The following is a 25,045-nucleotide window of genomic DNA, read 5'->3' on the forward strand; positions in this document are numbered from 1 at the left end:
CAAGTAAATCCGGATTCTCCGGCGCTGCCCGCAGCGCCGGAGCACCTGACAGGATGGCGGCTCACCCGGTGAGCCGCTGTCCTGTCGGTCCGTACACCACATACATTTTCTAGACAGAGGGGTTCCCATGGCGAACTACACTGCCGCCGATATCAAGGCTCTGCGCGAGCGCACCGGCGCCGGCATGATGGATGTCAAGAAGGCTCTTGACGAAGCCAACGGTGACGCCGAAAAGGCCATCGAGATCATCCGCATCAAGGGCCTCAAGGGCGCTACGAAGCGCGAAGGCCGCTCCACCGCTGAAGGCCTGGTGGCCGCCAAGGTCAGCAACGGCGTCGGCGTTATGATCGAAGTCAACTGCGAGACCGACTTCGTGGCTAAGGCTGACAAGTTCATCCAGCTGGCTGACAAGGTCCTGGCCGTGGCTGTGGAGTCCGGCGCTGCCGATCTCGACACCCTCCTGGCCATCGAAGTTGACGGCAAGCCGCTGTCCGAGGTTGTCGTCGAAGAAGGCGCAATCCTCGGCGAGAAGGTTGTTGTCCGCAAGCTCTCCCGCATTGTGGGCGGCACTGTGGACGCTTACCTGCACAAGACGTCCAAGGATCTCCCGGCCCAGGTCGGCGTCCTGTTCGCTGTTGACGGTGAAGGCGAAGCCGCTGCCACCGCCGCACACGACATTGCAGTACACATCGCAGCGATGTCCCCGAACTACCTGACCCGGGAAGACGTACCGTCCGACCTGGTCGAGTCCGAGCGTCGCATTGCCGAAGAGACTGCCAAGGCTGAAGGCAAGCCCGAGGCGGCAATGACCAAGATTGTGGAAGGCCGCGTAACAGGCTTCTACAAGGGTGAGGTCCTGGTTGACCAGGCGTTCGCCAAGGACGCCAAGAAGTCTGTGGCGCAGGTTCTCGAAGAGGCCGGCGTCAAGGGCACGTCCTTCGCACGTTTCCGCGTCGGCTCCTAGCCGAATCCGCAAAGGGGTGGCCACTTCGGTGGCCGCCCCTTTTGCATGCACCGGCTAAACGTCCGATGAGACCTTTGGCCACCCGGCACGATAACCTTTTTCAGAGTTCACCAACGGGAAGGCACCCATGGAAGCCGTCAATTCTTCAAGCCAGCCAGAGAAAAGCAGGCGCCGCGTCCTCCTGAAGTTGTCCGGCGAGGTCTTCGGCGGCGGCAAGCTGGGCGTTGATCCCGACACCGTCCGCGATGTCGCCAAGCAGATCGCTGCGGCGGTCCCCGACGTCGAGGTCGCAATCGTCGTCGGCGGCGGTAACTTCTTCCGTGGTGCGGAACTGTCCCAGAGCGGCATGGACCGCTCGCGCGCGGACTATATGGGCATGCTCGGTACCGTCATGAACTGCCTGGCGCTGCAGGACTTCCTGGAGCAGGCCGGCGTGGAAACCCGCGTGCAGAGCGCCATCACTATGGGCCAGGTCGCCGAGGCGTACATTCCGCGCCGGGCCATCCGGCACATGGAAAAGGGCCGCGTGGTCATCTTCGGCGCCGGCGCCGGCCTGCCGTACTTCTCCACGGACACCGTTGCCGCCCAGCGCGCCCTGGAAGTCCACGCGGACGTTGTCCTGATGGCCAAGAGCGGCGTGGACGCCGTCTACACCGCGGATCCGAATAAGGACCCCACTGCCGAGAAGCTGGACACCCTGAGCTACGACGACGCCCTGCGCCGCGACATCCGGGTCATGGACCAGACGGCAATGACCATGTGCAAGGACAACAACCTGTCCATGGTGGTTTTCGGGATGGAAGGCGAAGGGAACGTCACCCGCGCCATCCTGGGTGAAAAGCTCGGTACCCTGGTGACCCCGTAGCTGCAGCTAGGATGATCTGAGTACGGTTCCATGGCCGCGGCCGGGCAACAATGGAACCAGGAACACTGAACCAAGATTGTGCAGGGAACCGGTATCCGGACTGCACTGATTTCTGAGGAGAGACCGTGATCGAAGAAACCTTGCTCGAAGCCGAAGAGAAGATGGACAAGGCAGTAGAGGTAGCCAAGGAAGACTTCGCCTCGATCCGCACCGGACGGGCAAACCCGGGCCTTTACAACAAGGTCCTGGTGGACTACTACGGTTCGCCCACCCCGCTGCAGCAGCTCGCTTCCTTCGCCATTCCGGATGCGCGCACCATCCTCATCACGCCGTTCGATAAGACCGCGCTGCGCGACATCGAGCGGGCCCTGAGTGATTCCGAGGTGGGTGCCAACCCCTCCAACGACGGCAACGTCATCAGAATCACCATCCCGGACCTGACCCAGGAACGCCGCAAGGAATACGTCAAGATCGTCAAGACCAAGGGCGAGGACGCGAAGATCTCCATCCGCAACATCCGGCGCAAGGCCAAAGAGACGCTGGACAAGCTGGTCAAGGACGGCGAAGCCGGCGAGGACGAAGGCAGCCGTGCCGAAAAGGAACTGGATGGCCTGACCAAAGCGCACGTGGACGGCATTGACGAGCTGCTTAAGCGCAAGGAAGCAGAGCTGCTCGAAGTCTGATGAGCCAGGCAGAGCAGGCCCCCACACAAAGGGCGCGCACCAAGGGGAAACAGTTGCGGAGTAATCCGACACCCAAGGCCGGCCGGAATCTTCCGGCAGCCATTGTGGTGGGTCTGGCTATGCTGATCGGCGTGCTGGGCGGACTTGTTTTCCTCCCGCTCGGATTCGTGGCCGTCACCACCGGGTTCGCGGTCTTCGGAGTCTGGGAGATCTTCCGCGCCCTGGAGGCGAACGGAACCAGGATGCCCATCGTCCCGGTCATGGTGGGTACAGTCGGTATGCCGTTTGCCGCCTATTTCGGCGGTCTTGAGAGCCTCCTTTTCGCCATGCTCCTGAGCTGCGTTGCAGTTCTCCTCTGGCGTTCAGTGGAGAGCCCGGCGGGATCAGCGAACAGCATCTTTGCCGGCGTGTTCACGCTGGGCTGGGTGCCGTTCTTCATCAGTTTCGCGGCGCTGCCGCTGCACGCCGTCGGTGTCGCCACCCCGGTGGGTCTCTGGCCTGGCGGGACCGTGCCACCCGGGGCCTGGCAGGTGGCCGTGATGCTCCTGCTGGTGGTTTCGAACGATACGTTCGGCTATCTCGTAGGCGCGTCGCTGGGCAAACATCCCATGGCCCCCAAAATCAGCCCCAAGAAATCGTGGGAGGGCTTCGCCGGATCCGTGGCGGGGGCCATGCTGATCGGCATCCTCGCCAGTATTTTCCTGCTGGACAAACCCTGGTGGGTGGGGGTGATCCTTGCGGTTGGCGTCGTTGCAGCGTCCACCGCAGGAGACCTGGCCGAGTCGATGGTCAAGCGGGAACTGGGAATCAAGGACATGAGCAGCATCCTGCCCGGACATGGGGGCGTCATGGACCGGCTGGATTCCATCGTCTTCGCCTGTCCCGTGGCATTTGTGCTGTTCGCACTGGTCGCGGGCGTCTGATACGACCTTAACTGCCCACCTCCGCCGGAGCACCGGCAGCGCCAATAGACTGGTGCGTAACCTGACCCAGCTGAAGAGCAACAAAGGAACAACAGTGGCATTGGACTTTCAAAGGAAAACTCCCGCGTCGTTTGAGCGCGTGCGGGGCAACGAATTCGGGTACAACGCTAAACAGGTGGACCAGTTCCTCCAGCGGGCCAGGGTGGCACTTGAAACGCCGAAGGCCACCGTCCATGCCGTCACCAGCGCCGATGTCCGGGGCGTCTCTTTTGACCCGGTCAAGGGCGGCTACGCTGCCGCCGTCGTCGACGCAGCGCTGGACCGGCTCGAAGACGCCTTCGCCCGCCGCGAACGGGACGAACTGATCGCCGCCAAGGGCGAGGATGCCTGGCTGCGGGAGATCGGCAGCCTCTCCGGAATCCTCCGAGGCCGCCTTCACCGGCCTGACGGTCAGCGCTTCCGGCGCCCGTCAAAAAAGAAGGCCCGCAGTTACAACATCCTGGATGTGGACAACCTTTGCTACGACCTGATCGGCTACCTCGAAGAGGACAAGCCGCTCAGCGTGGACAACGTCCGCCGGGTGGTCTTCCGTCCCGCCGTCGGCAAGGACGGCTACGAAGAGACGCAGGTCGATGCGTTCCTGGACCGCGTGGTTGAACTCATGGCGGCCATCGACTGAAAGCTTCCCGGCACACTGCCCGGACCAGGCTCAATGACTTTGCCTGGGCGTGGGGGACACAGGCGTGAATTGGCGCCAAACTGCCATATACGTCCTGTAGCCGTAGACCGACGAAACGGTGAAAAAAGCCACCGAACACTGCCCCTTCGGCGGCCGCACCAGCGACGCCGGTCCCGAAGAGGGATGTCAGCAGCCCTGCCATGATGGCGATGAGCGCCGAGTTCGCTGTGCTGATGAAAGTCATGCTGCTTCCTGCCACATGGCTCAGTGGGTTGCGGCTCCCCAGGAAGTCGTACGTCTGGACGGAAGCTGGCAGGTCGTCGTGCGCGGAGGTCATGAAGTACCGGGCGATGCCCGGGTCGAGGTCAACGTAGGCCGCCCGCAGTCGGTTCATCGCGAGCACATACATCAGGTCCTCGTACGCAACATTGAAAACCCGGACCTGCGTGAGGCAGCCGATGACGATGTCCACGAAGAGCACCACTCCGGCCAGGACCATGAACATGTCCGAGAACCTGGTGGCCTGACCCACCAGCGCCAGGCTGACCAGGCTGGCGGAGGTGAACATCAGGAACATGCTGATGCGGGTCAGCACCTCAGCCTGTGTAGTGCTGCGGGATGCGAGCAGGCTCCAATGCTCGGTGGCGAGCAGCTGCGCCCGGACCGACGGCGGGACGCCGTCCGCCTCGTTGGGGGTGCTTCCGTCCTGCGTGGACATGCCGCAATTGTCCTCCCTCCGGCCGCCCGGCGGGAAGCCCAGGACCGCTTGTGCGGGTAAGATCAGCGTTCGGTGGCCAACGGCCGCTCCGGCGTGTGCAGCCGGGTCATGACACGCGCCATGGTCCGCGGAATCCGATGTTTTGTTGCCCGGGAGACAAGCACTGTCACGGCAAAGGCGGCAGGCACCGTCCACGCCGCCGGCTGGGCTAGCCAGAACGGCGTGCCGGCGGCGCCCATAACGGTTCCCCACACCATGGCGCCACCGCAGAGGACGCCGCCGGTCACCATGCCGGCGATGGCGCCGGCATCGGTGAGCCCGCGCCACCAGATGCCCAGCAGGAGCACCGGGCAGACGGTGGAGGCCGTAAACGCGAACACCAGGCCCACGCTGCCGGCCAGGGCCAGGGAATCGGACATCACGGCAAATCCCAGCGGGACCACGGCCGAGACGACGGCGGCGAGCCGGAATCCCCGCACACCGCCGCCCAGCACGTCCTGGCTGATTACGCCCGCCAAGGAGACCACCAGGCCGGAGGTGGTGGACAGGAATGCGGCAAAGGCTCCGGCCACCACCAACGCGGAGAGCAGATCGCCGGCGGTTCCACCGATCAGCTGCCCCGGCAGCAGGAGAACCACGGCGTCCGGCTGCCCTGATCGGGCGAGTTCGGGCGCGAACATCCGCCCCACCAGCCCGTAGGCGGTGGGAAACAGGTAAAACACCGAGAGCAGCCCGAGCACGATCAGGGTGGTCCGCCGGGCCGAGTGTCCGTCCGGATTCGTGTAGAAGCGGACCAGGACGTGAGGGAGTCCCAGCGTGCCGAACAGCAGCGCCACCAGCAGCGAGATGTTCTGGTACGGCCCGGCCGGGGCCAGCCCGGTGGGATTCACGACGGCGGGGGCCACAGCGGCTTCCCCGTCACCGGCGAGCGTAAACACGATGAACAGGACGGGCACAGCAAGGGCTGTGAGCTTCAGCCAGAACTGGAAGGCCTGCACAAAGGTGATGGAGCGCATGCCGCCGGCCACAACGGTCAGGCACACCACAACCACCACTGCGGCGGAACCCACCCAGGCCGGCAGCCCCGTGCTGATCCGGATGGTCAGGGCCGCACCATGGAGCTGCGGCACGATGTAGAGCCAGCCCACCGCAACCACCACCACACTGGTTACACGTCGGACTGCGCGCGAATCCAGCCTGGCCTCGGTGAAGTCCGGGATTGTGTAGGCGCCGGACCGGCGCAGCGGTGCGGCTACAAAGAGCAACAGCATCAGGTAGCCGGCGGTGTAGCCCACGGGAAACCACAGTGCGTCGGTACCGGACAGCAGGATCAGCCCGGCTACGCCGAGGAAACTCGCCGCAGAGAGGTACTCTCCGCCGATGGCCGAGGCGTTCCACCATGGCCTGACAGTCCGGGAGGCCACGTAGAAATCTCCGGTGGTCCGGGAAATGCGCAGCCCGTAGAACCCGATGGCGGCTGTTGCCAGCGAAACAATAACAAGTGCCATCACACCCACGGCGGGATTCATCAGGCCATCACTTGTCCCCGGCCAGGTCCCGGTAGCGGGTCTCATTCCGTGCCGCGGCCCGGATAAAAAGCCAGGCGCTGAGGCCGATCACCGGATAGATGCCGACACCCAGCAGGATCCAGTCGAACGGGACACCCGCAATCCGGGTATCGGCCAAGCCCGGCACGGCTGCCAGCAACGGGAACGCAGACAGGATCAGCAGGAACCCGATGGCCACCACCAGGGCCAGCCGTAACTGGGAACGGATCAGGGAGCGGACGAAGACCTGTCCCACGTCTGATTCCTCCGCCGCCTCGCGGGATTCCCCTGCGGGCCGGGGCGCAGAGCGCGGGGCGGTGACGCGGACCCGGGTCATGCCTGCGGCCGGATGCGGGTGGCTTCCAGCTTTTCCCTGACCATGGGAAGGTGGCGGCGGCTGATGGGCAGGCCGGCGCCGGCCACCGAGACGCTGGGCTTGTCCGCCGCCAGCTTCATGGACTGCACATGCTTCAGCGCAACCAGGTAAGACCGGTGCGTCCGGATGAACCCGGCCTCCGCCCACTGCTGCTCCAGATCGGCCAGCGGCACACGGATCAGGTAGCTGGCATCCGCGGTGTGCAGCCGGGCGTAGTCTCCCTGCGCCTGGACGTACGTGACGTCGTCGCGCCTGATCATCCTGGTGGTGCCGCCCTGGTCAACGGTGATCATCTCAGGGGCGGCGGCGGCGGCGCCGTCGCGCAGCAGCTCGCTGATCCGGCCCACCGACCGGGAGAGCCGCTCGGCCCGGACGGGCTTGAGCAGATAGTCCACGGCGGCCAGTTCGAAGGCTTCCAGGGCGCAGTCCTCGTCCGCGGTCACAAACACCACCGCCGGAGGTTTGCTGCTGCGCGTGATGGCGCGTGCCACGTCAAGGCCGGACACGGCGGGCATATGGATATCCAGGAAGACGGCGTCAATCCTTTCGGTGTTCAGGGCCCGCAGTGCCTCGGCGCCGGACGTAGCCCGGTGGATGACCCCGATCCGGTCGTCCTTGCCCAGCAGGTAGGCCAGTTCCTCCACGGCGGGTAGCTCGTCGTCGGCGACGAGGACATTAATCATGGTCCTACATTATCCGCCGGAGGCGGCTGGGATCAGACTGCCGCGTTCAGGCGTCATGGCCGGGCTGGGACTTGGGCACGCGCATGGTGATCAGCGTTCCTTCTCCCGGGGCCGTCTCGATCACCAGGCCGTGCTGGTCACCGTAGACCTGCCGGAGCCGGGCGTCCACGTTGCGGAGCCCCACATGGTCGCCGTCGTGGTGCCCGGCCAGCATCGACTGGAGCTCGGCAGGGTCCATCCCCACGCCGTCGTCCTCGATGGTCACTTCCGCGTAGGCGCCCGAATCGTTGGCAGTGATGGTGATGTGGCCCGCCCCTTCCTTGGCTTCCAGGCCGTGCCTGACGGCGTTCTCCACGAGCGGCTGGAGGCTGAGGAATGGGATGACGGTGCTCAGGACTTCGGGCGCGATCCGCAGGCTGACCTGGACGCGCTCACCGAATCGGGCACGCTCCAGCAGCAGGTACCGGTCAATGCAGCGCAGTTCCTCCGCCAGCGTGGTGAAGTCTCCGTGGCGCCGGAACGAGTACCTGGTGAAATCGGCGAATTCCACCACGAGTTCGCGCGCCCGCTCCGGGTCCGTGTTGATGAAAGACGCGATGGCGTTCAGCGAGTTGTAGATGAAATGCGGACTGATCTGGGCGCGCAGCGCCCGCACCTCGGCTTCCATCAGCAGCGTCCGGGACGCGTCCAGCTCAGCCAGTTCCACCTGGACAGCCACCCAGTCCGCCACTTCACTGGTGGCACGGACCAGGCCAGCGCCGGCCGACGGGGCAAACGCCGCCACGACGCCCACCACCCTTGACCCGGCACGTACCGGAGCGATGACGGCGGCGAGGCTTCCGGAGGCCAGTCCCGCACCCAGGTCCCGCGCCTGGAGCACCGCGGTCCGGCCGCCGAGCAGGACGTCTGCAGCCAGGTCCATCAACCGCGGTTTCAGTTCCTCGGCGGCACCGTCCCAGGCGAGTACACCGGCCGTATCGGTGATGGCCAGCGCTTCACAGCCCAGCAAGTTCCGTAGCTGCCGGCTCGCTTTGGCCGCGCCTGCCGGGTTGAGGCCGGTACGAAGGTGCTGGCCGGCACTCGATGCAGCGTGGAGGGTGTTGTACGTGGCGCGCTCAGCGTCGGTGCCCAACTCACGGAAGGACCGGAGCAGCTTGATGCCAACGCCGACGACGACGGCGATCGCCAGTACAATCACCGCAACTGCGGCGGCGGTCAGGAGCGGGGAGTCTGGCATGGTGCCCAGCGTAGCGGCGGGTGCCGTTAGTCGCAGCATCGTAACCGTTGAGCGACCGTTCCGGCCATGGTTCTGGAATGGCTGCCCGCGGCAGCGCAGAGTGATTGCAGTCACATTGTCCGAATCCTGCCCGCAGGCCTCGGCCGGTGTGAACCAGGCAAGTCTCAATGAGGAGGAACGATGGGTAACGATGCCCACACTCCGGACGCAGCGGCGTCCGTGGACTTCGAACAGGTCCAGTCGACAGAGCGGTTCCAGGAACTGCGCAAACGTCACCGCAGCTTTGTATTCCCCATGGCCGTGGCATTCCTGCTGTGGTACTTCGCGTATGTCCTGCTGGCTGACTACGCCGTCGATTTTATGTCCACCAAAGTGTGGGGCAACATCAACGTCGGTCTGATCCTGGGCCTGCTGCAGTTCATCTCCACGTTCGCCATCACCGGCTGGTACGTCAGCTACTCCAACCGGAGGCTGGACCCCATCGCGGCGGAGATCCGCAACGAAATCGAAGGCCATGAGTTCGACAAAGGCGGCAACCGAGTGAGTGGAGTCACCAAATGATCGGAATTGCCACCGCGGTGGATGTGGCCGCGCTCAAGGACACTACGTTGCTGAACATGGGCATCTTCGGCCTTTTCGTTGCCGTCACCATGGTGATTGTGCTGCGCGCCAGCCGGAACAACAAAACCGCTGCGGACTACTACGCGGCCGGCCGCTCGTTCACCGGTTCCCAGAACGGAACGGCAATTGCCGGGGATTACCTGTCCGCCGCATCGTTCCTGGGCATCACCGGCGCCATCGCCATCAACGGCTACGACGGCTTTATGTATTCCATTGGCTTCCTGGTTGCCTGGCTCGTGGCCCTGCTGCTAGTCGCTGAGCTGCTCCGCAACACCGGAAAGTTCACCATGGCCGATGTCCTCTCCTTCCGGCTCAAGCAGCGGCCGGTCCGCATCGCTGCGGCCATCTCCACCCTCGCCGTCTGCTTCTTCTACCTGCTCGCGCAGATGGCCGGAGCCGGCAGCCTCATTTCGCTGCTGCTGGGCATCAGCGACTGGGGCGGACAGGCACTGGTGATCATCGTCGTCGGCGCCCTCATGATCATGTACGTACTGATCGGCGGGATGAAGGGCACCACCTGGGTCCAGATCATCAAGGCGATCCTGCTGATTGCCGGTGCTGCCGTGATGACCTTCTGGGTGCTGGCCATCTACGGGTTCAACCTCTCCGACCTGCTAGGCGGCGCCGTGGAAACCTCGGGCAACCCGAACATGCTCAACCCCGGCCTGCAGTACGGCAAGACCGAGACGTCCAAGCTGGACTTCATGTCCCTGGCCCTCGCCCTGGTCCTGGGAACGGCTGCCCTTCCCCATGTGCTGATGCGCTTCTACACGGTTCCGACCGCCAAGGAAGCCCGCAAATCCGTAGTCTGGTCCATCGGGCTGATCGGACTCTTCTACCTGTTCACCCTGGTCCTGGGTTACGGCGCTGCAGCGCTGGTGGGAGCCGAAACGATCAAGGCTGCCCCGGGCGGCGTCAATTCGGCGGCCCCGCTGCTGGCCTTCTATCTCGGTGGACCACTGCTCCTGGGCTTTATTTCCGCGGTGGCCTTCGCCACCATCCTGGCAGTGGTGGCCGGCCTGACCATCACCGCCGCAGCGTCCTTCGCCCACGACATCTACGCCAGCGTTATCTCCAAGGGCAAGGCCGACGCCGAGACAGAGGTCAAGGTGGCGCGGCGCACCGTGGTGGTCATCGGGGTGATGGCCATCCTTGGCGGCATCTTCGCCAACGGCCAGAACGTGGCTTTCCTGGTGGCGCTCGCCTTCGCCGTTGCGGCGTCGGCGAACCTCCCGACGATCGTCTACTCGTTGTTCTGGCGCCGGTTCACCACCCAGGGTGCGGTCTGGAGCATGTACGGCGGCCTGGGCTCGGCCATCATCCTGATCGCCTTCTCGCCTGTGGTTTCCGGCCTGAAGACCTCCATGATCCCTGGTGCCAACTTCGCCTTCTTCCCACTGAGCAACCCTGGCATTGTGTCCATCCCGCTGGCATTCCTGCTCGGCTGGCTGGGCACGGTGCTGGACAAGAAGCGCGAGGACACCGCCAAGCAGGCGGAAATGGAAGTTCGCTCCCTGACCGGTGTTGGCGCGGAGAAAGCCGTCGACCACTGACACCCTGAAAACGATCCTGCTGGCTGATCGTCGCAGCGGATCTTGAACCACAGAAAAGAGTCCCCGGGCCATAAGGCATGGGGACTCTTTTCTGCTCTGGTTCCCGGCGCTAGGCCGCGCTAGGCCTGGGGCTTGAGCTTGATGTTGATCATTCTCAGCTCGTCGGTGCCTTCGAAGCGGTAGGCGAGGTCGATCTTCTTGTCGCCGTCGCAGGTGATGAGGCCGGCCACGTCGGCCGCCTTCGTGCCGTTCTCGGTGCTGGCATTCACCTGGTTGTAGGCCGGCTTGCAGGTCTTATCCATCTTTAGCGTCTTGATGCCGGCGATGAATTCTTCCTTGGTCAGCTGTTCATGGAGTGCGGGGTCAAGGTAGTCGTCGTAGGCCTTGGAACTGTCGCCCGCAATGACCAGCTTAGTGAAGCCGTCAGCCAGGCCCCGGGCATGGTTGGTGGCTCCGTTGACAACGTTGACCAGGATGAGCACGCCGACCACCGCCAGCAGCAGGACACCGCCCACAATGCCGAGGATGGTCCACAGCTTCCGGCGGTTTCGCGCCGGTGGTTCCTGTCCGGGCAGGCCGAACGGTCCATCTGACGAGTACTGGCTAGGTGCCCCATACTGTCCCGGCGCACCATGCGGCGGGTTGCCCGGCAGCGGTGGCGCGCCGTGCTGCCCAGGGTTCCCGGGCTGCCCGGCTGGTTGTGCGGGCCAGGCCGCCGGCTGGACCGGCTGGTACGGTTCCTGAGGATTGCTCACGATGGAGCCTTTCCGGCAACGCACTGGCACTGCCTTATTGTAGGGACCCGCTGAACGGCACCCATGGATTCACCTTGGAACAGCCTATAACCCACCCCGCCGGGGCTGGGTATCGGAGTATTAGTAAGGGTTGCCAGGCCCTAGGCGTCTCCGGATCCCCGCTCAAGCAATGGCTGGATGCGGAAGGGAATGAGTTCGCCCATGGCCAGTGCGGTATCCGTCCGGTCCACTCCATCGCACGCCAGGATTTTCCCATTGATCCGGAAGAGATCTTCGGCGTCCAGGGCCACCACGCGGAGCAGGAGGTCAGCGGAGCCGGTGAGGCCGTAGCCTTCCAGGATTTCCGGAATGCCGGCAAGGTCATGGGCCAGCTGCCCCAGTTTCTGCTGCTGGACATGGACGGATATGAACGCCATCAGCGGATAGCCCAGTGACGCCGGGTTGATCCGCCGTTCAAAGGACAGAAAGACGTGCTTCTTCTCCAGTTGGGCCATGCGCGCCTGCACGGTGTTCCGGGACAGCCCCAGCTTCTGGGCCAACGCCACCACCGTCCGCCGGGGGTCGCGGGCCAGGGCCGAGAGCAGCCGCGTGTCTGTGCCATCCAAAGCGTGCATAATGCGCAACTTTAGCACGGTGACAACAGTCCAAACAGGGCATTTTGCGCAGTATCCGCTGCGGTGGTTGTACCCATTGAGCATTGTGAGTAGGGTCACAAATATCCGGGGCAACGGCGCCCGGGCGGCTGGCGGCGGGCGGGACCACAAGTCCCCAGGCCCCGGTCAAACGACGTGAGAAGGTTGCGTGCCATCGTGTCTACAGACAGGAACCTGATCCAGCTGATTACCCCGGCAGGGGAGCGGATCAGCCACCCGGAGTTTGATCCCTGGGTGAAGGACATAGGGGATGAGCAGTTATGTTCCCTCTACGAAGACCTCACGGTGATCCGACGGATCGATGTTGAGGCCACCGCCCTCCAGCGTCAGGGCGAACTCGGTCTTTGGCCCCCGTTGCTGGGGCAAGAGGCGGCGCAGGTCGGTTCCGGCAGGGCCCTGCGCGAGGACGACTTTGTTTTCTCCAGCTACCGGGAAAACGGTGTGGCATACTGCCGCGGCGTGGACCTGACGGACATCACCCGGGTTTGGCGTGGCACGGCCTCCTCCGGCTGGGACCCGTACACCGTGAATATGGCCACCCCGCAGATCATTATCGGCGCGCAGACGCTGCATGCCACCGGCTACGCCATGGGCATCCAGAACGACGGTGCGGACTCGGTGGCGGTGACGTACTTCGGCGACGGTGCCACCAGTGAAGGCGACGTCAACGAGGCCATGGTTTTTGCCGCCAGCTTCCAGGCGCCCGTGGTCTTCTTCTGCTCCAACAACCACTGGGCCATTTCGGAGCCTGTGCGCTTGCAGTCCCACATCCAGATCGCGGACCGGGCCACCGGATTCGGCATTCCCAGTCTCCGGGTGGACGGCAATGATGTGCTGGCCGTTATGGCAGCCACGCGCGTGGCCTTGGACCGTGCCCGGCATGGCGGCGGACCCACGTTCATCGAAGCAGTCACCTACCGCATGGGACCGCACACCACCGCTGACGATCCCACCCGCTACCGTGACGCCAACGAACTGGAGGACTGGGCCGCGAAGGACCCCATCCAGCGCGTCAAGGCCCTGCTGGAACGCAAGGGCCTCCTCACGGATCAGGTCAGGCAGCACGTTCACGACAAGGCAGAGGCCGTCGCCCGCGACATCCGTTCGGGCTGCATCGGCATGCCGGATCCGGAGCCGATGGACATCTTCAAGCATGTCTACAGCGGGCCCAACTCGTGGCTGGACCGGCAGCAGGACCACTACGCCCGTTACCTGGATTCCTTCGGCGATCCCGCGGGAGCCACTTCAGAAGAAGGTGCACGCTGATGACCCAGATGACCTTTGCCCGCGCCATTAATTCCGGCCTGCGCAAATCCTTGGAAAACGATCCAAAAGTCATCCTGATGGGCGAGGACATCGGCACCCTTGGCGGTGTTTTCCGGGTGACCGACGGCCTCCAGAAAGATTTCGGCACGCACCGTGTGGTGGACACCCCGCTGGCCGAATCGGCCATCATGGGTACCGCCGTCGGCCTCGCGTACCGCGGCTACCGCCCGGTGGTGGAGATCCAGTTCGACGGCTTCATCTACCCTGCCTTCGACCAGATTGTGAGCCAGGTGGCGAAGCTGCACTACCGCACGCAAGGGGCTGTCAAGATGCCCATCACCATCCGGGTCCCGTTCGGGGGAGGCATCGGCTCACCCGAGCACCACTCCGAATCGCCCGAGGCGTACTTCACACATACGTCGGGGCTTCGAGTGGTCAGCGTCTCCAACCCGCAGGACGCCTACACGGTGATCCAGCAGGCCATCCTGTCCGATGACCCGGTGCTGTACTTCGAACCCAAACGCCGGTACCACGACAAGGGTGAAGTGGATGAGGGCATCGATCCGGGCGCCGCTCTGCCGATGGACTCCGCCCGCGTTGTCACCGCGGGCACGGACGTGACGCTGGTGGCCTACGGGCCGTTGGTGAAGACGGCCAAGGACGCAGCAACCGCGGCCGCCGACGAAGGCATTTCCATCGAGGTGATCGACCTGCGCTCGCTGGCACCCGTGGACTACGCCACCGTTGAAGCGTCCGTCCGGAAAACAGGCAGGCTCGTGGTCACCCACGAGGCCGGCCAGTCCGGTGGCCTGGGCGCGGAAGTGGCAGCCAGCATTACAGAGAGGTGCTTCTACCACCTCGAAGCTGCCCCCGTCCGCATCACCGGGTTCGATATTCCCTACCCGTACTCCAAGCTCGAAATGCACCATCTGCCCGGCCTGGACCGGATCCTCGACGGTGTGGACCGCGCCCTCGGACGCCCGAACTCCCTCAGCGGGCTGGAAGGATGAGCGCCATCATGATCAAGGAATTCAGGCTCCCGGACCTCGGCGAAGGCCTCACGGAATCCGAAATCCTCAGCTGGAAAGTGGCTGTGGGGGACACTGTGACTCTGAACCAGGTCATCGCCGAGGTGGAAACCGCAAAAGCCGTAGTGGAGCTGCCCTCACCCTTCGCGGGCGTGATCACTGCCCTCCATGAAGAACCCGGAACAATCGTGGAGGTCGGCAAGCCGATTGTCTCCTTCGAAGTAGCGGACGACGGCGGCGGCTCACCTTCGGGGGTTGCGCCTGCGGGGGTTGCGCCCGCCGGGGCGACCAATGCTGTGGCGGGCGCCGCAAAACGTGAGCCGAACCTGGTGGGGTACGGTGCCGTCGTCGAAAGCTCAGGCCGTCCCGTTCGCCTGGCCCGCACCTTCACAACCGCGGTGGTTGAGCCTGCCCGTGGCTCGGTGGTTGAGCCTGTTAAAACAGTGCCTGCAGAAACGCAGCCCGCCGAAACCGACACTGCAGAGCGCCCACGCTCCACGCCGCCGGTCCGGAAGCTGGCCAAAGACCTTGGTGTCGAGCTGGCCGCGGTCGCGGGTACCGGCGCCGGCGGACTGATCACGCGGGAGGATGTCCGGAATTTTGTCGGCGGGGAACCGTCGGCGCCGGTGCGTCACCTTTCCGCGGTATCGGATTCGGTTTCTGCCGCGGGGCCGGGAGCGCAGGGCGGCCGGGAAGTCCGTACTCCCATCAGGGGCGTCCGCAAGTTCACGGCGGCCGCGATGGTGGCGAGTGCGTTCACGGCTCCCCATGCGACGGAATTCCTCACGGTGGATGTCACACCCACCATGGACCTGTTGGCCAAGCTGAAGACGAGCCGGGCTTTTTCCGGCTACAAGCTCACGCCGCTGACATTGGTGGCCAAGGCGGTGCTGATCGCGCTGCGGCGCAACCCGTCGCTGAACTCACGGTGGGAGGAGGCAAGCCAGGAGATTGTGCAGTTCAACTACGTGAACTTGGGCATCGCCGCGGCGACTCCCCGCGGGCTCACCGTGCCGAACATCAAGGACGCGGATACCTTGTCGCTGCTGGAACTCTCCGAAGCCCTGACCGGGCTGACCGAGATAGCGCGGGCGGGCAAGACTGCCCCGGCCGACCTCTCCGGCGGCACCATCTCCATCACGAACATCGGGGTCTTCGGCATCGACGCGGGCACGCCCATCCTGAACCCCGGTGAGGCAGCCATCCTGGCCATGGGGGCCGTGCGGAGAATGCCGTGGGAATTCCAGGATGAGGTTGCCCTGCGCCAGGTCATGACACTGAGCCTGTCTTTTGACCACCGCCTGGTGGACGGGGAGCAGGGCTCCCGGTTCCTTGCCGATGTTGGCGCCATCCTGGCCGAACCCGGCATGGTGCTCACGATGGTCTGACCCGTAGTTTTTGTCCAGATAATCCGGGTTTGGGGCGATCTAAACCGTTTTATCTGGACAAACCCTGGGGTCTGGGTCGCACCCGCCGCTCAGGCCCGCACCACCCGCAGGGCCTTTTTTGTCGCCCGGACCCTGGAGGCGCCGTGCCTGTGGTCAGGGGGCTTCGGGAACGTCCACCGTGAGTGCCGCCAACGCCATGCTCTCGAGAAGCGGCCGGGCTGTTTTGTGCGCGATCTTGCGTCCGTGGTTCCGTATGGAGTGCGGCGTGGAGTTGATCAGGCCGAAAGTAGCGTGGGCCCGCATCCGCAGTTCGACGGCGTCGGTGCCCGGGTGCAGCAGCGACAAGACCTCCACCCAAATCTCCACGTAATTCCGCTGCAGCGCCCGTACCTCGGACTGGTCCTTCTGGCTGAGGTTGCTGAAATCCCGGTCCTGCACCCGGATCACGTCCGGCTTTCCCAGTGCGAACTCCACCTGGAAGCCCACCAGCCTCCGGAGCGCAGCGAGTGGGTCCGTGGTCTCGGCAATGACGCGCCGGCCGCCGTCGAGCAGCTCGCGGCTGACGGTGAGCAGGAGGTCTCCCAACACCGCCTGCTTGCCCTGGAAGTGGCGATAGACGGCCGGGCCGCTGACACCAGCTGCGGCGCCCAGATCTTCCAACGACACCCGGTTGAACCCGTGCAGCGCAAAGAGCGCCGCGGCCGCGGCAAGAAGGGCCTGGCGGCGGTTCTCCTTCGCCTGGCTGCGGGGTGTTCCGGGAGTTACGTGGGCTGCCAGTGCCGGTGCGGACGGCTTGACCGGTGGGGGTGTGGGCATGCTTTTCCTCCTAGGAACAGCAGATTCTAACAATGTCCTGTTGTGTTGGACATCACAGTTAATAAAGACTAACCTGAATTCCAGTTATAAAGCATTAACCGGGCTGGCTTTTGCGGCTCTCGCCGGAGCCTTGGTGGCTTTCACAGGATGAGGAACGGACACCGTCGATGGAGACCCTTGCCAGCCGGCTTGATGCCGCAAGTGAAGTGTTTACTGCAAACAACTCTGCGCAACTCGCGCTGGCCGCCGAGCTCCGGACCAGGCTGGCCGACGCCGCGCTGGGAGGGCCGGAGAAGTCGCGGGAGCGCCATGTGGGCCGCGGCAAGCTGCTGCCCCGGGAACGCATCGACCGGCTGCTGGATGACGGCAGCCCGTTCCTGGAGATCGCGCCGCTGGCAGCCAATGGCATGTACAACAACGAGTCGCCGGGTGCCGGGGTGATTGCCGGAATCGGGATGGTGCACGGCCGCCAGGTCCTGGTGATTTCCAATGACGCCACGGTCAAGGGTGGCACGTACTATCCGATGACGGTGAAAAAACACCTCCGCGCCCAGGAGATCGCGCTGGAGAACCGTCTGCCGTGTATCTACCTGGTGGATTCGGGTGGGGCGTTCCTTCCGAAGCAGGACGAAGTGTTCCCGGACAAGGAGCACTTCGGCCGGATCTTCTTCAACCAGGCGAAGATGTCAGCAGCGAAGATCCCGCAGATCGCCTCAGTCATGGGTTCCTGCACGGCGGGCGGCGCTTACGTTCCGGCGATGAGCGATGAGACGGTGATCGTGCGGAACCAGGGCACCATCTTCCTGGGCGGTCCGCCGCTTGTAAAGGCCGCCATCGGCGAAATCGTTACCGCAGAGGAACTGGGCGGCGGTGACGTGCATTCGAGGATCTCGGGGGTCACGGACCATCTCGCCGAGAACGACGAACACGCACTGCAGATCGTCCGCGACATCGTGGCCACCCTGCCGAGGCCGGCAGCTCCCGCGTGGGATGTGGACACCGCCGTCGAGCCCTTGGCGGATCCGGGGGAGTTGTACGGCGCCGTCCCCACGGACGTCAACGCGCAGTACGACGTGCACGAGGTCGTTGCCCGGCTGGTGGACGGCAGCAGGTTCCACGAGTTCAAGAGGGAGTACGGCGCCACACTGGTCACGGGGTTCGCCAGGCTGCACGGGCACCCGGTGGGGATCGTGGCCAACAACGGCGTGCTCTTCAGCGAGTCCTCGCTCAAGGGCGCACACTTCATCGAGCTCTGCGACCAGCGCGGCATTCCCCTCATTTTCCTGCAGAACATTTCCGGGTTCATGGTGGGCAAGGACTCGGAACAGGGCGGCATCGCCAAGAACGGCGCGAAGATGGTCACCGCAGTGGCCACCGCCAGGGTTCCCAAGCTGACGGTGGTGATCGGCGGGTCCTTCGGCGCGGGCAACTACTCCATGTGCGGGCGGGCCTACTCGCCGCGCTTCCTGTGGATGTGGCCTGCGTCCCGCATCTCCGTCATGGGCGGGAACCAGGCTTCCGGCGTCCTGGCCACCGTCAAGCGCGACCAGTACGAAGCGGCGGGCCAGGAATGGTCCGCTGAGGACGAGGAAGCCTTCAAGGCCCCGATCAAACAGCAGTATGAAGACCAGGGCAGCCCCTACTACTCCACCGCCCGCCTTTGGGACGACGGCGTGATTGACCCCGCGGACACCCGCACCGTCCTGGGACTGGCGCTCGACGTCGTCTCCCGCAGCCCGCTGCCGGAGACCTCCTTCGGCCTTTTCCGGATGTGAGCCAGCCATGACCGTTTCCTCGCCCGACATTCGTTCCACCACGCCGCAGAAGCCGCTGTTCAACACCGTGCTGGTCGCCAACCGTGGGGAGATCGCCTGCCGCGTGATCCGTACCCTGCGCGCACTGGGCATCCGTTCCGTGGCCGTCTACAGCGACGCCGACGCCGGGGCCCGGCACGTGCACGAGGCTGACACTGCCGTGCGGATCGGCCCGGCCGCCGCGGCAGAGAGCTACCTCAAGATTGCGGCGATCATCCAGGCCTGCCGCGACACCGACGCCGAGGCTGTGCACCCCGGCTACGGCTTCCTCAGCGAGAACGTCGATTTTGCCCGCGCCCTTGAATCCGCCGGCTTCACCTTCATCGGCCCTGGCGTCGAATCCTTGAACGTCATGGGCGACAAGATCCGATCCAAGAACCACGTGGCCGGCTACGGTGTCCCGGTGGTGCCGGGCATCGCCGAACCGGGCATGACTGACGCGCAGCTGATCGAGTCCGCGGACGCCGTCGGATTCCCACTGCTCATCAAACCGTCAGCGGGCGGCGGCGGCAAAGGCATGCACATCGTGGAACGGGCCGCGGACCTGCCCGTCACCTTGGAAACCGCCCGCCGCGTCGCCGCCAGCGCCTTCGGCGACGACACGCTGTTCCTGGAGCGGCTGGTCCGCATGCCCCGACACATCGAAGTCCAGATCCTGGCCGACAACCACGGCAACGTCATCCATCTCGGGGAGCGCGAGTGCTCGCTGCAGCGCCGCCACCAGAAAGTCATCGAGGAAGCGCCCTCGCCGCTGCTGGAGTCCCTGCACGACGGCGGTGCCACCCGGGCACGGATCGGTGAGGCCGCTTGCCAGGCGGCACGGAGCGTCCACTACAGCGGCGCCGGAACTGTGGAGTTCCTCGTCTCCGACGAGGCCCCGGACGAGTTCTTCTTTATGGAGATGAACACGCGCCTTCAGGTGGAGCACCCGGTCACGGAAATGGTCACCGGCTTGGACCTGGTTGAATGGCAGGTCCGCATCGCCGCCGGTGAGGAACTGACCGTTCGCCAGGACGACGTCGACCTTAACGGGCACGCCGTCGAAGCCCGCGTCTACGCGGAAATCCCGGAGCGGAACTTCATGCCGTCCACCGGAACCGTACTCTTGCTCGACGAAATGCCCGAGCACGGAGCCGGCAGAATCCGCGTGGACTCAGCCCTCCTCGAGGGGCTGGAGATCTCGTCCAGCTACGACCCCATGATCTCCAAGGTCATCGCGTGGGGCCCGGACCGCACCGTTGCCCTGGACACCCTGGACGCGGCCCTCGCCGGCCACACAGCCCTTGGCATCGACACAAACGTTGAGTACCTGCGGCTGTTGATCAACGACGACGATGTCCGCGCAGGGCATCTCGACACCGGCCTGATCGAACGCAGGATGCCTAACTTCGCCTTCCGGCGGATTGACGACGCCGAACTGGTCGCGGCAGCCCTGTACGCCGTCGTGAGCGGGGAACAGGGCAACGCGGTGACACCCTCCGGTCCGTGGCAGGCAAGCAACGGCTGGCGGATCGGCGCTCCGGCGCCCCGGCGGATCAGCCTGGGAAGTCCCGACGGAGGGATCGCAACAGTCAGCGTCACAGGCCAAGCGGCTGCCGGCCCGGTTCAGGTCCGCGTTGGCGAAGGACCCTGGCGTACGGCCTCCCTGCGGCTGCCGGGCCGCGGGAGCCTGGTCCTCACCCTGGACGGCGAAACCACGGACTACTCGCTGGCGCCAACGGACGCGGGCCCGGACAGCCTCACCCCGGGCACCCCGGGCAACCCGGCCTTCGGAGTTCCCGCGGAGCTGTTCCTCGGCAACGGCGGCTGGTCCTGCCGGCTGGAGGTGCTGACACGGGAGTCGCGGCTCGTCCGGGTGCTCGCCGCCGTCGAGCGCGAGGAAGGCACCGCGGACCCGGAGGTGCGCTCACCCATGCCGGGCACGGTGGTGTCCGTTGCCGTCAGCAACGGCGACACCGTGGAAGCGGGCCAGGTCCTCCTCTCCGTGGAAGCGATGAAGATGGAACACCAGCTGGTGGCAGAGGTGGCAGGCACGGTCCACATCAGCATCAAGGCCGGCCAGCCGGTCAAAGCGGACCAGGTGCTGGCCACCATCCACCCGTCACCCGCCGATTCACCCGCCGATTCACCCGCCGATTCAGTCGCGGATGCACCCGCGGATTCACTTCAGGATTCCTACATGGAGTCGAACAACACAGGCAAGGGAGCCTAGCCATGGCAGATTTTGAGCTCAGCGAGGAATACCAGGACCTCAGCGACACCGTCCGGGATTTTGCGGACACCGTGGTGGCGCCGGTCTCGGCGAAGCACGACGAGGAGCACAGCTTCCCGTACGAAGTGGTGTCGCAGATGGCAGACATGGGCCTGTTCGGGCTTCCTTTCCCGGAGGAGCACGGCGGGATGGGCGGGGACTACTTCGCCCTGGCACTCGCCCTTGAGCAGCTTGGCCGGGTGGACCAGTCCGTGGCCATCACGCTGGAGGCAGGGGTTTCCCTCGGCGCGATGCCGGTGTACCGATTCGGCACCGAGGCGCAGAAGGAGGAGTGGCTGCCGCTGCTGGCCTCCGGCAAGGCGCTCGCCGGCTTCGGACTCACGGAGCCCGAAGCCGGCTCGGACGCCGGCGGCACCAAAACGCACGCCCATTGCGAGAACGGCGAGTGGGTGATCAACGGCAATAAGGAATTCATCACCAACTCCGGCACGGACATCACCCGCCTGGTCACGGTCACCGCGGTGACGGGTCAGAAGGAACGCAAGGACGGCAGCCTCAAGAAGGAGATCTCCACCATCCTGGTGCCCACCAACACTCCGGGTTTCAAGGCGGAAAAGGCCTACAACAAGGTGGGCTGGAACGCCTCGGACACGCACCCGTTGACGCTCAAGGACGTCCGGGTGCCGGAGGCGAACCTGCTCGGCGAAGAGGGGCGGGGTTACGCCAATTTCCTTTCCATCCTGGATGAGGGCCGGGTCGCCATCGCAGCACTGGCCACGGGGGCGGCGCAGGGCTGTGTTGATCTGTCGGTGAAGTACGCCAAGGAACGCAGCGCGTTCGGCCATCACATCGGCAAGTACCAGGCCATCTCGTTCAAGATCGCCCGCATGCAGGCGCGGGCCCATACAGCCCGCCTGGCCTACTACGACGCCGCATCGAGAATGCTGGCCGGCAAGCCGTTCAAGACGCAGGCCGCCATCGCTAAGATGGTCGCAGGCGAGGCGGCCATGGACAATGCGCGGGATGCCACCCAGGTATTCGGCGGCTATGGCTTCATCAACGAATTCACCGTGGCACGCCACTACCGCGACTCCAAGATCCTTGAAGTGGGGGAGGGCACCACGGAGGTCCAGCTGATGCTGATCGCCCGCGAACTCGGACTCTAACAAGCCCGCTGGTCGGGAAATTCCACGCGGTGGTCGAGCCTGTCGAGACCCTTGAAAGGACCAACGATGATCAACAAGGTTGTTGCCAGCGCCGAGGAAGCCATTGCGGACATTCCAGACGGCGCGTCCCTGGCGGTGGGAGGGTTCGGCCTCTGCGGAATCCCCGTTGCCCTGATCGATGCCCTGCACCGGCACGGCACCAAGGACCTCGAAACCGTGAGCAACAACTGCGGAGTGGACGACTGGGGCCTGGGCGTCCTCCTCCGCGACGGCAGGATCCGGCGGACCGTCAGCTCGTACGTCGGCGAAAACAAGGAGTTCGCGCGCCAGTACCTGTCCGGTGAACTTGAGGTGGTGCTGACCCCGCAGGGCACGCTTGCGGAGAAGCTCCGTGCCGGCGGCGCCGGGATCCCTGCGTTCTACACCAAGGCGGGGGTGGGCACTCAGGTGTCCGACGGCGGCCTGCCGCAGAAGTACGACGCCGACGGCGGCATCGCCATCGCGTCTTCCCCGAAGGAAGTGCGGGCGTTCAATGACGTGGACTATGTCCTCGAGGAATCCCTGACACCCGACTTCGGACTGGTCCACGCCTGGAAAGGCGACCGCCACGGCAACCTGGTTTTCCACGCCACCGCCATGAACTTCAACCCGCTCTGCGCCATGGCCGGAAAAATCACCATCGCCGAGGTGGAGGAACTGGTGGAGCCGGGCGAGCTGGACCCCGAGCACGTCCACACGCCTGGCATCTTTATCCAGCGGGTGGTGGTGGTGCCCGCCGGTGAGAAGCGGATCGAAAAGCGGACCGTCGCCCTTGCACAGGCTGCCGGAACCGAAAGCGCCACCGAACAGGCAGGAGCGTAGCCATGGAGTCCAGCAGCACGCAGGGAGCCCCTCCCCGCCCCGAAGCCGTCCGGCCCGAATACCGGCGTGCCGCCGTCGGTCATCCCGAAGGCACCAATCCGGAGGCCAAAGGGTGGACGCGCACCGAACTGGCCGCCCGGGTGGCCAGGGAACTCAGCAACGGGCAGTACGTCAACCTGGGCATCGGCATGCCGACGCTCATTCCCAACTACATCCCGGCAGACGTCGAGGTGGTGCTGCACTCGGAGAACGGGATCCTGGGCGTGGGACCGTACCCCGGCGAGGACGCAGTGGATCCGGACCTCATCAACGCCGGCAAGGAAACCGTCACGGTTAACCAGGGGGCCGCATTCTTCGATTCCGCCTCTTCGTTCGGCATGATCCGCGGCGGGCATGTGGACGTGGCCGTGCTCGGTGCCATGGAAGTGGCCCAGAACGGGGACCTGGCCAACTGGATGATCCCGGGCAAGATGGTCAAAGGCATGGGCGGGGCCATGGACCTGGTTTTCGGCGCCAAGAAGGTGATCGTGATGATGGAACACGTGGACCGCAACGGCAACCCCAAAATCGTGGAGAACTGCTCGCTGCCGCTGACCGGCAAGGCCTGCGTGGACCGGATCATCACCGACCTCGCCGTGATCGACGTGGTCACCGAAGGCGGGCGGTCCCGGTTGGTGCTCCGCGAGTTGGCCCCCAACGTCTCCGTGGAGGACGTGGCGGCGGCAACCGGCGCCGAACTGTTCGAAGAAGACCAGGAGCTCACCGTATGAACGGGGTTCCGCTCCCCGATGCCCCGGGCCCAACAACCGACGCCCCCCGGGTCATCGAACAGCGCGGCCTGTACTTTGACGAGCTCGAAGAAGGCGTTGTCTACGCGCACCGGCCCGGCCGCACAGTGACCGAGGCGGACAACGTCCTCTTCACCACGCTCACCATGAACACCCAGGCCCTGCACCTGGACGCCGCGTGGAGCGCCGGCCAGCCGTTCGGCCAGCGGCTGGTCAACTCCATGTTCACGCTGTCCACCCTGGTGGGACAGTCCGTATCGCAGCTCACCCAGGGCACCATCATCGCGCAGCTGGGCCTGACGGACGTCTCCTTCCCGCACCCGCTGTATCACGGGGACACGCTCTACACCGAGACCGTGATCACCGGGAAGCGCCTCTCGGGATCGCGTCCCGGCCAGGGGATCGTAACCATGCAGCACACCGGCAGGAACCAGATCGGCACCGTGGTGGCGCTGGCCACGCGGAGCTGCCTCATGTGGACCCGGGACGCCCATATGGCGCAGTCTTCCGGGCAACGGGTCCAGCCTGCAGGAGCTGAAAGGGGGAGCGTGCAGGGCCCCGAAAAGAGGACAATGTCCGTATGACATTTGTGATGGGTCCCGCCCTCCTCTTCTGCCCTGCCGACCGTCCCGAGCGTTTCCCTAAGGCCGCCCAACGCGCGGACGCTGTCATCGTGGACCTCGAGGACGCCGTGGCACCCGCGGACAAGCAGCGGGCGCGCGGCGCCATCCTGGCCCAGTTGGGCGCTGCCGGGGAGGGACCGGAGCTCGATCCCAGCCGCACCATCGTCAGGATCAACCCGGCCGGCACCGACGAGTTCGAGAAGGACCTGCACTGCCTGGCCCACACGCCGTACCGCACGGTGATGCTGGCTAAAGCAGAGAGCGCGGCCCAGCTCGAAGCCCTGACGGATTACCACGTCATCGCCCTGTGCGAGACCGCCGCCGGGGTCCTCAACGCACCTGCCATCGCTGCAGCCCCCAACGTGGTGGCACTGATGTGGGGCGCCGAAGACCTGCTGGCTTCCCTCAGCGGCACGTCCAGCAGAACGGACGACGGCGGCTACCGGGCCGTGGCACTGCACGCCCGGTCCGCGGTGCTGCTCGCCGCCCGGGCTTTCGGGAAAGAAGCCGTGGACGCAGTGTACGTCAACATCCCTGACCTTGACGGGCTGGCGCTGGAGGCGGCCGATGCCGCAGCGTCAGGATTCGGCTCCAAAGCCTGTATCCACCCCACTCAGGCGGCCATTGTCAGGGGAGCCTACGCACCGTCCGAGGCCGACGTCGCCGCCGCCACCGAACTGCTGCGGGTCGCCGCTGCTGCAGGATCCGGCGTGTTCCAGCACGGGGGCAAAATGATCGACGGACCCATCCTCAAGCACGCCGAAGCCACCATCCGCCGGGCCGGCATCCACTCCTAGGGTCACCGCGCAGAAACCGCCTGGGACAG

At 65.1% G+C, this 25,045-nt stretch carries 25 protein-coding genes; 17 read left to right on the plus strand and 8 right to left on the minus strand.

Annotated elements, in window-relative coordinates:
- Positions 1–127: 127 nt before the first annotated feature.
- The 5 genes from tsf to FYJ92_RS06215 all read left to right on the plus strand — a co-directional run bounded on the left by tsf (position 128) and on the right by FYJ92_RS06215 (position 4,114).
- Complete coding sequence (gene tsf / locus FYJ92_RS06195) at positions 128–964, plus strand: translation elongation factor Ts (RefSeq protein WP_185263065.1); 837 nt, start codon at positions 128–130, stop codon at positions 962–964.
- A gap of 127 nt (positions 965–1,091) precedes the next feature.
- The gene (pyrH, locus tag FYJ92_RS06200) at positions 1,092–1,829 is read left to right on the plus strand and encodes a UMP kinase (protein ID WP_185263066.1); all 738 of its coding nucleotides are present in this window, start codon (positions 1,092–1,094) and stop codon (positions 1,827–1,829) included.
- A 125-nt stretch (positions 1,830–1,954) separates the two neighbouring features.
- Positions 1,955–2,512: a ribosome recycling factor gene (gene frr, locus FYJ92_RS06205; RefSeq protein WP_185263067.1), complete on the plus strand. Its 558-nt coding sequence runs from the start codon at positions 1,955–1,957 to the stop codon at positions 2,510–2,512.
- Complete coding sequence (locus FYJ92_RS06210; RefSeq protein WP_185263068.1) at positions 2,512–3,435, plus strand: phosphatidate cytidylyltransferase; 924 nt, start codon at positions 2,512–2,514, stop codon at positions 3,433–3,435. The genes frr and FYJ92_RS06210 overlap by 1 nt, the downstream gene beginning before the upstream one ends.
- Before the next feature lie 94 nt (positions 3,436–3,529).
- Positions 3,530–4,114, plus strand: a complete 585-nt coding sequence (locus FYJ92_RS06215; protein WP_185263069.1) for a DivIVA domain-containing protein — start codon at positions 3,530–3,532, stop codon at positions 4,112–4,114.
- On the opposite strand, the gene FYJ92_RS06220 is transcribed toward FYJ92_RS06215, so the two are convergent.
- From FYJ92_RS06220 to FYJ92_RS06240, 5 genes are all read right to left on the minus strand, one after another.
- A complete protein-coding gene (locus FYJ92_RS06220; protein ID WP_370526172.1) occupies positions 4,095–4,832 on the minus strand; it encodes a hypothetical protein in 738 nt (245 codons plus the stop codon). The genes FYJ92_RS06215 and FYJ92_RS06220 overlap by 20 nt on opposite strands.
- 62 nt (positions 4,833–4,894) lie before the next feature.
- Positions 4,895–6,361: a cation acetate symporter gene (locus tag FYJ92_RS06225; RefSeq protein WP_185263070.1), complete on the minus strand. Its 1,467-nt coding sequence runs from the start codon at positions 6,359–6,361 to the stop codon at positions 4,895–4,897.
- A gap of 7 nt (positions 6,362–6,368) precedes the next feature.
- The gene (locus FYJ92_RS06230; RefSeq protein WP_185263071.1) at positions 6,369–6,716 is read right to left on the minus strand and encodes a hypothetical protein; all 348 of its coding nucleotides are present in this window, start codon (positions 6,714–6,716) and stop codon (positions 6,369–6,371) included.
- Positions 6,713–7,438, minus strand: coding sequence for a LytTR family DNA-binding domain-containing protein (locus FYJ92_RS06235; RefSeq protein WP_185263072.1), 726 nt, complete (start codon positions 7,436–7,438; stop codon positions 6,713–6,715). Before FYJ92_RS06235 ends, FYJ92_RS06230 begins: the two co-directional genes overlap by 4 nt.
- Positions 7,439–7,484: 46 nt before the next feature.
- Positions 7,485–8,675, minus strand: coding sequence for a sensor histidine kinase (locus FYJ92_RS06240; RefSeq protein WP_185263073.1), 1,191 nt, complete (start codon positions 8,673–8,675; stop codon positions 7,485–7,487).
- A 180-nt stretch (positions 8,676–8,855) separates the two neighbouring features.
- On the opposite strand from FYJ92_RS06240, the gene FYJ92_RS06245 reads away from it, so the two are divergent.
- Both FYJ92_RS06245 and FYJ92_RS06250 read left to right on the plus strand, forming a co-directional pair.
- Positions 8,856–9,236: a DUF485 domain-containing protein gene (locus FYJ92_RS06245; protein WP_185263074.1), complete on the plus strand. Its 381-nt coding sequence runs from the start codon at positions 8,856–8,858 to the stop codon at positions 9,234–9,236.
- Positions 9,233–10,849, plus strand: a complete 1,617-nt coding sequence (locus tag FYJ92_RS06250; RefSeq protein WP_185263075.1) for a cation acetate symporter — start codon at positions 9,233–9,235, stop codon at positions 10,847–10,849. Before FYJ92_RS06245 ends, FYJ92_RS06250 begins: the two co-directional genes overlap by 4 nt.
- Before the next feature lie 119 nt (positions 10,850–10,968).
- Here the strand turns inward: FYJ92_RS06250 and FYJ92_RS06255 are convergent, their stop codons facing one another.
- Both FYJ92_RS06255 and FYJ92_RS06260 read right to left on the minus strand, forming a co-directional pair.
- Positions 10,969–11,604: a hypothetical protein gene (locus FYJ92_RS06255; RefSeq protein ID WP_255482330.1), complete on the minus strand. Its 636-nt coding sequence runs from the start codon at positions 11,602–11,604 to the stop codon at positions 10,969–10,971.
- 140 nt (positions 11,605–11,744) lie between these two features.
- A complete protein-coding gene (locus tag FYJ92_RS06260; protein ID WP_185263076.1) occupies positions 11,745–12,218 on the minus strand; it encodes an Lrp/AsnC family transcriptional regulator in 474 nt (157 codons plus the stop codon).
- A 195-nt stretch (positions 12,219–12,413) separates the two neighbouring features.
- Here FYJ92_RS06260 and pdhA point away from each other — a divergent pair, with 195 nt between their 5' ends.
- From pdhA to FYJ92_RS06275, 3 genes are read left to right on the plus strand one after another with little or no spacing between them, the layout of a single operon-like run.
- The gene (gene pdhA / locus FYJ92_RS06265) at positions 12,414–13,523 is read left to right on the plus strand and encodes a pyruvate dehydrogenase (acetyl-transferring) E1 component subunit alpha (RefSeq protein ID WP_185263077.1); all 1,110 of its coding nucleotides are present in this window, start codon (positions 12,414–12,416) and stop codon (positions 13,521–13,523) included.
- Positions 13,523–14,533, plus strand: a complete 1,011-nt coding sequence (locus FYJ92_RS06270) for an alpha-ketoacid dehydrogenase subunit beta (RefSeq protein WP_185263078.1) — start codon at positions 13,523–13,525, stop codon at positions 14,531–14,533. The genes pdhA and FYJ92_RS06270 overlap by 1 nt, the downstream gene beginning before the upstream one ends.
- 8 nt (positions 14,534–14,541) lie before the next feature.
- Positions 14,542–15,939, plus strand: a complete 1,398-nt coding sequence (locus tag FYJ92_RS06275) for a dihydrolipoamide acetyltransferase family protein (protein ID WP_185263079.1) — start codon at positions 14,542–14,544, stop codon at positions 15,937–15,939.
- A gap of 153 nt (positions 15,940–16,092) precedes the next feature.
- On the opposite strand, the gene FYJ92_RS06280 is transcribed toward FYJ92_RS06275, so the two are convergent.
- The gene (locus FYJ92_RS06280) at positions 16,093–16,755 is read right to left on the minus strand and encodes a TetR/AcrR family transcriptional regulator (protein ID WP_185263080.1); all 663 of its coding nucleotides are present in this window, start codon (positions 16,753–16,755) and stop codon (positions 16,093–16,095) included.
- A 167-nt stretch (positions 16,756–16,922) separates the two neighbouring features.
- On the opposite strand from FYJ92_RS06280, the gene FYJ92_RS06285 reads away from it, so the two are divergent.
- The 7 genes from FYJ92_RS06285 (at position 16,923) to FYJ92_RS06315 (ending at position 25,016) form a co-directional block, all read left to right on the plus strand.
- Positions 16,923–18,530 carry a carboxyl transferase domain-containing protein gene (locus tag FYJ92_RS06285; RefSeq protein WP_185263081.1) on the plus strand — a complete coding sequence of 536 codons (1,608 nt, stop codon included), beginning with the start codon at positions 16,923–16,925 and terminating at the stop codon, positions 18,528–18,530.
- Positions 18,531–18,537: 7 nt separating this feature from the next.
- Complete coding sequence (locus FYJ92_RS06290) at positions 18,538–20,781, plus strand: biotin carboxylase N-terminal domain-containing protein (RefSeq protein ID WP_185263082.1); 2,244 nt, start codon at positions 18,538–18,540, stop codon at positions 20,779–20,781.
- Between the two features lie 2 nt (positions 20,782–20,783).
- Positions 20,784–21,947 carry an acyl-CoA dehydrogenase family protein gene (locus tag FYJ92_RS06295; protein ID WP_185263083.1) on the plus strand — a complete coding sequence of 388 codons (1,164 nt, stop codon included), beginning with the start codon at positions 20,784–20,786 and terminating at the stop codon, positions 21,945–21,947.
- Between the two features lie 66 nt (positions 21,948–22,013).
- Positions 22,014–22,808 (plus strand): CoA transferase subunit A, encoded by a 795-nt coding sequence (locus tag FYJ92_RS06300; protein ID WP_185263084.1) that lies wholly within the window; start codon positions 22,014–22,016, stop codon positions 22,806–22,808.
- A 2-nt stretch (positions 22,809–22,810) separates the two neighbouring features.
- A complete protein-coding gene (locus FYJ92_RS06305) occupies positions 22,811–23,578 on the plus strand; it encodes a CoA transferase subunit B (RefSeq protein WP_185263085.1) in 768 nt (255 codons plus the stop codon).
- Positions 23,575–24,180 (plus strand): MaoC family dehydratase, encoded by a 606-nt coding sequence (locus FYJ92_RS06310; protein WP_255482331.1) that lies wholly within the window; start codon positions 23,575–23,577, stop codon positions 24,178–24,180. The genes FYJ92_RS06305 and FYJ92_RS06310 overlap by 4 nt, the downstream gene beginning before the upstream one ends.
- Complete coding sequence (locus tag FYJ92_RS06315; RefSeq protein WP_185263086.1) at positions 24,177–25,016, plus strand: CoA ester lyase; 840 nt, start codon at positions 24,177–24,179, stop codon at positions 25,014–25,016. The genes FYJ92_RS06310 and FYJ92_RS06315 overlap by 4 nt, the downstream gene beginning before the upstream one ends.
- The last annotated feature ends 29 nt before the right edge of the window (positions 25,017–25,045 follow it).

This window comes from Pseudarthrobacter sp. NBSH8, from assembly GCF_014217545.1.
GTDB lineage: Bacteria > Actinomycetota > Actinomycetes > Actinomycetales > Micrococcaceae > Arthrobacter.

Excerpts from the sequence above, each read along its gene's own strand:
- tsf (WP_185263065.1), top strand. The coding sequence starts at position 128 with ATGGCGAACTACACTGCCGCCGATATCAAGGCTCTGCGCGAGCGCACC.
- FYJ92_RS06295 (WP_185263083.1), top strand. The coding sequence starts at position 20,784 with ATGGCAGATTTTGAGCTCAGCGAGGAATACCAGGACCTCAGCGACACC.
- FYJ92_RS06300 (WP_185263084.1), top strand. The coding sequence starts at position 22,014 with ATGATCAACAAGGTTGTTGCCAGCGCCGAGGAAGCCATTGCGGACATT.
- FYJ92_RS06245 (WP_185263074.1), top strand. The coding sequence starts at position 8,856 with ATGGGTAACGATGCCCACACTCCGGACGCAGCGGCGTCCGTGGACTTC.
- FYJ92_RS06230 (WP_185263071.1), bottom strand. The coding sequence starts at position 6,716 with ATGACCCGGGTCCGCGTCACCGCCCCGCGCTCTGCGCCCCGGCCCGCA.
- FYJ92_RS06260 (WP_185263076.1), bottom strand. The coding sequence starts at position 12,218 with ATGCACGCTTTGGATGGCACAGACACGCGGCTGCTCTCGGCCCTGGCC.
- FYJ92_RS06305 (WP_185263085.1), top strand. The coding sequence starts at position 22,811 with ATGGAGTCCAGCAGCACGCAGGGAGCCCCTCCCCGCCCCGAAGCCGTC.
- FYJ92_RS06270 (WP_185263078.1), top strand. The coding sequence starts at position 13,523 with ATGACCCAGATGACCTTTGCCCGCGCCATTAATTCCGGCCTGCGCAAA.
- FYJ92_RS06275 (WP_185263079.1), top strand. The coding sequence starts at position 14,542 with ATGATCAAGGAATTCAGGCTCCCGGACCTCGGCGAAGGCCTCACGGAA.
- FYJ92_RS06290 (WP_185263082.1), top strand. The coding sequence starts at position 18,538 with ATGACCGTTTCCTCGCCCGACATTCGTTCCACCACGCCGCAGAAGCCG.
- FYJ92_RS06280 (WP_185263080.1), bottom strand. The coding sequence starts at position 16,755 with ATGCCCACACCCCCACCGGTCAAGCCGTCCGCACCGGCACTGGCAGCC.
- FYJ92_RS06240 (WP_185263073.1), bottom strand. The coding sequence starts at position 8,675 with ATGCCAGACTCCCCGCTCCTGACCGCCGCCGCAGTTGCGGTGATTGTA.
- FYJ92_RS06315 (WP_185263086.1), top strand. The coding sequence starts at position 24,177 with ATGACATTTGTGATGGGTCCCGCCCTCCTCTTCTGCCCTGCCGACCGT.
- FYJ92_RS06250 (WP_185263075.1), top strand. The coding sequence starts at position 9,233 with ATGATCGGAATTGCCACCGCGGTGGATGTGGCCGCGCTCAAGGACACT.
- pyrH (WP_185263066.1), top strand. The coding sequence starts at position 1,092 with ATGGAAGCCGTCAATTCTTCAAGCCAGCCAGAGAAAAGCAGGCGCCGC.
- FYJ92_RS06220 (WP_370526172.1), bottom strand. The coding sequence starts at position 4,832 with ATGTCCACGCAGGACGGAAGCACCCCCAACGAGGCGGACGGCGTCCCG.
- FYJ92_RS06285 (WP_185263081.1), top strand. The coding sequence starts at position 16,923 with ATGGAGACCCTTGCCAGCCGGCTTGATGCCGCAAGTGAAGTGTTTACT.
- FYJ92_RS06235 (WP_185263072.1), bottom strand. The coding sequence starts at position 7,438 with ATGATTAATGTCCTCGTCGCCGACGACGAGCTACCCGCCGTGGAGGAA.
- FYJ92_RS06310 (WP_255482331.1), top strand. The coding sequence starts at position 23,575 with ATGAACGGGGTTCCGCTCCCCGATGCCCCGGGCCCAACAACCGACGCC.
- FYJ92_RS06210 (WP_185263068.1), top strand. The coding sequence starts at position 2,512 with ATGAGCCAGGCAGAGCAGGCCCCCACACAAAGGGCGCGCACCAAGGGG.
- FYJ92_RS06225 (WP_185263070.1), bottom strand. The coding sequence starts at position 6,361 with ATGAATCCCGCCGTGGGTGTGATGGCACTTGTTATTGTTTCGCTGGCA.